This is a genomic window from Acidovorax sp. HMWF029, assembly GCF_003060895.1.
Lineage (GTDB): Bacteria > Pseudomonadota > Gammaproteobacteria > Burkholderiales > Burkholderiaceae_C > Acidovorax.
On the sequence record NZ_QAIH01000223.1, the window covers coordinates 2747 to 5849 of the forward strand.

Here is a 3103-nt window from a genome sequence, read left to right on the forward strand (position 1 = left end):
AGCCAACGAGGCTTTTGCCGCCCAGGCCTGCGCCGTGACCCGCGACCTGGGCCTGGACCCGGCCAAGGTCAACCCCAACGGCTCGGGCATCTCGCTGGGCCACCCCATCGGCGCCACCGGGGCGCTCATCACCGTCAAGGCAATCCACGAGCTGCAACGCATCCAGGGCCGCTACGCGCTGGTGACGATGTGCATTGGCGGCGGCCAGGGCATTGCTGCGATTTTCGAGCGCATGTAACCGCATGCACGCCCAGCGGGTGCGCAAGCTGCCATCGCCAGCGGCGATGCTGCCACCCGCTATTGGCAAGGCGGGTGCCGCAGTTGATCAGCGATCATTGGCGCCCGCTGACCCAGATCAGCCGGGTTCCCCCTTCCCCAAGGGGCGACCCGCACACCCCTGACCCGACGGAGACATTGCTCACCATGATTCGCACCCTGCTTACCTTCACCGCCCTCGCCTTCGCCGTGGGCGCCACGGCCCACGCCCAGGCGACCGCACCGGCTGCAGCCTACCCCAACAAACCCATTCGCCTGATCGTGCCCTTCCCACCCGGCGGCGGCACGGACATCCTCTCCCGCCTGGTGGCGACCAAACTCACCGAAAGCGCCAAGTGGACTGTGGTGGCCGACAACAAGGCCGGCGCAGGCGGCACCATCGGCATCGGCGAAGCCGTGAAGGCCGCACCCACGGGCTATGACATCGTGATGGGCCAGAAGGACAACCTGGTGATCGGCCCCTGGCTCTACAAGAACCTGTCCTGGGATCCGACCAAGGACCTCACGCCCGTGGCCCATGTGGCCTGGACGCCCGTGGTGATCGCCACCAGCGTCAACTCCAAGTACAAGACCCTGGCCGACGTGGTGGCTGCCGCCAAGGCCGCACCCGGCACCATCACCTATGGTTCGCCCGGCAACGGCACGTCCATCCACCTGGCGGGGCACCTGTTTGAGCAGGCCGCTGGCGCCAAGCTCAGCCACATCCCCTACAAGGGCTCCAACCCCGCGCTGATGGATGCGCTGGCGGGCAATGTGGACCTGCTGGTGTCGTCGCTGCCTTCGGCCATGGGCCAGATCAAGGCGGGCAAGCTGCGCCCGCTGGCCGTCACATCGGCCAAGCGCAGCTCATCACTGCCCGATGTGCCCACGGTGGCCGAATCCGGCTTCAAGGACTTTGACGTGAGCACCTGGTATGGCGTGTTTGCCCCCGCTGGCACGCCTGCCCCCGTGGTGGCCACGCTGAACGCAGAAATCAACAAGCTGCTGGCCACGGCCGACATGAAAGCCGCTATCCAGACCCAGGGCGCCGAGCCCGAAGCCATGTCTGCCGCCCAGCTGGGCGCCCTGCTGAAGAAGGAATACGGGCAGTGGAAGGGCATCGTGGAAGCCTCAGGCGCGAAGATCGAGTGACCCCCTGAGGCGCTTCGCGCCTTCCCCCTGAAGGGGGACGCACCCAGTGGCCTGGCAAAGCCAGTTCCACGGGTGCACTGGCCTGGAGGCGTGCCAGTTTTCATCGCTGCGGCGATGCCTGGCGCCATCAAGAACCGCAGCAAAAACGGCTCCCTTGGGAGCCGTTTTTCATGGACGTGCTGCTGTGCAGCGCTCAGTCGCGCACGACCAGCACGGGGATGTGCACCACGCCCAGCACGCGCTGGGTGACGCTGCCCAGCACCAGCTTCTCCAGGCCTTTGCGGCCGTGTGAGCCCATCACGATGAGGTCGGCGCCCGAGGCTTCGAGGGCACGCAGGATGCCGTCATGCACCGCATGCCCCTCCCCTACCAGGGCGTTGACCTCCACGCCCGCTTCGGCCATGGCCTTCTTGGTGGCGTCCAGTGCGGCATTGGCTTCGGCCATGGCCGCATTGATGTATTGCGCCTGACCGTAGGCAAAGTCGGCGCCCACGCCGGTGAAGGGATAGGGGTCGGTCACGTACACCGCCGTGACGGCGCTGCCAAAGGTCTTGGCCAAGCCTGCGGCCTTGGATACGGCCAGCATCGAGGTCTTGGAACCATCGACGGGAACCAGAATGTGCTTGAACATGGTGCTACTCCTTAAATGGTGGGGGGCCAAGCTTGTTGCCTGACCATGCACACAGTGTGAACCGCCACCATACCCTGCATCTTGATTCGCATCAAATCGGGCGCACTCGCCCCCACTTTCAGGCGGCCGGGCCCTGCCCCACCACATCCGCGCCCTGGAAATTGCCACGCCGGCAGGTCACCACCAGCGTGTCGCGGTGGCCGCCCTCGGCAAGGGGCTGGATGGGGGTGGACTCATGGATCATGCGTGCATCGTCCAGCAGCAAGAGCGACCAGGGCTCCGTGAGCGTGAAGCGCTGGCCGCTGGGGCCCGTGGCCTCGAACACGCGGGTTTCCCCGCCCTTTACGCCTTCGCGCCCCACCAAAAACACTGCCACTAGATCCACGCCATCGCGGTGCGCGCCTTCGGGCGTGGGGCGGCCAATGCCGTCGGTGGTGTCGATGCGGAACTGGTGCGCTTCCACAAACCACGGTGCGGGCGCATCCGGCCCGGCAAACACAGCGTCCGACACCCCCGCCAGCGCAGCCAGCACCTGCTGCCACACGGGGCGGGCCACAGTGGCGGGCTCCATGGGCGCAAACCAGCGCTCCATGCCGCCATGCAACGCGTTGTATTCCACCGGCTGCCAGTGCGCGCGGTGCGGCACCTGCTGCACCCCTTTGCCCTGCACCACAAAACAGGCGTGGCGGCGGCGGCGGTAGCGGCCACCGTCTTTCAGAAATTCATCGGGTGGCAGCGCGGCCCAGTCGCTGTTGAGGGCCATCAGCGCAGGAAGATCGCAACCGATCCACTCGGCCACGCCCGCCGGGGACAACACGGCATAACCGCCATGGCGCAGCTGGCTGGTGACTTCGGAAGGGGGGGTGAACGGAGGAGAAAAGGTGACTTGGGCCATAAGAGCCCGAGCTTAACCGCTGGCGCGGGCCCGCCATCTGCGGTGGCGCAAGGCGATAGCAAGGGATGCTTTTGCCAAACCGGCAACCCCTCCAAATCCGGTGGTCACGGCCATCAGCACCCCCACCCCAAGCAAGCCCATGGCCGCGCCGTGCCGGTCCCAAGGCCTGC

At 66.6% G+C, this 3103-nt stretch carries 3 protein-coding genes and 1 pseudogene; 2 read left to right on the top strand and 2 right to left on the bottom strand.

The genetic code is table 11. The features are described from left to right. Positions 1–238: pseudogene (locus tag DBR12_RS22960) on the top strand (acetyl-CoA C-acyltransferase); the annotation flags it as partial. A gap of 185 nt (positions 239–423) precedes the next feature. Continuing rightward, positions 424–1407, top strand: coding sequence for a tripartite tricarboxylate transporter substrate binding protein (locus DBR12_RS15630; protein WP_108618107.1), 984 nt, complete (start codon positions 424–426; stop codon positions 1405–1407). A 193-nt stretch (positions 1408–1600) separates the two neighbouring features. On the opposite strand, the gene DBR12_RS15635 is transcribed toward DBR12_RS15630, so the two are convergent. Together DBR12_RS15635 and DBR12_RS15640 are read right to left on the bottom strand one after the other, a co-directional pair. Next, positions 1601–2038 (bottom strand): universal stress protein, encoded by a 438-nt coding sequence (locus DBR12_RS15635; protein WP_108618108.1) that lies wholly within the window; start codon positions 2036–2038, stop codon positions 1601–1603. Positions 2039–2156: 118 nt separating this feature from the next. Further along, positions 2157–2933 (bottom strand): 2OG-Fe dioxygenase family protein, encoded by a 777-nt coding sequence (locus DBR12_RS15640; protein WP_108618109.1) that lies wholly within the window; start codon positions 2931–2933, stop codon positions 2157–2159. Positions 2934–3103 lie beyond the last annotated feature (170 nt).

Excerpts from the sequence above, each read along its gene's own strand:
- DBR12_RS15630 (WP_108618107.1), top strand. The coding sequence starts at position 424 with ATGATTCGCACCCTGCTTACCTTCACCGCCCTCGCCTTCGCCGTGGGC.
- DBR12_RS15635 (WP_108618108.1), bottom strand. The coding sequence starts at position 2,038 with ATGTTCAAGCACATTCTGGTTCCCGTCGATGGTTCCAAGACCTCGATG.
- DBR12_RS15640 (WP_108618109.1), bottom strand. The coding sequence starts at position 2,933 with ATGGCCCAAGTCACCTTTTCTCCTCCGTTCACCCCCCCTTCCGAAGTC.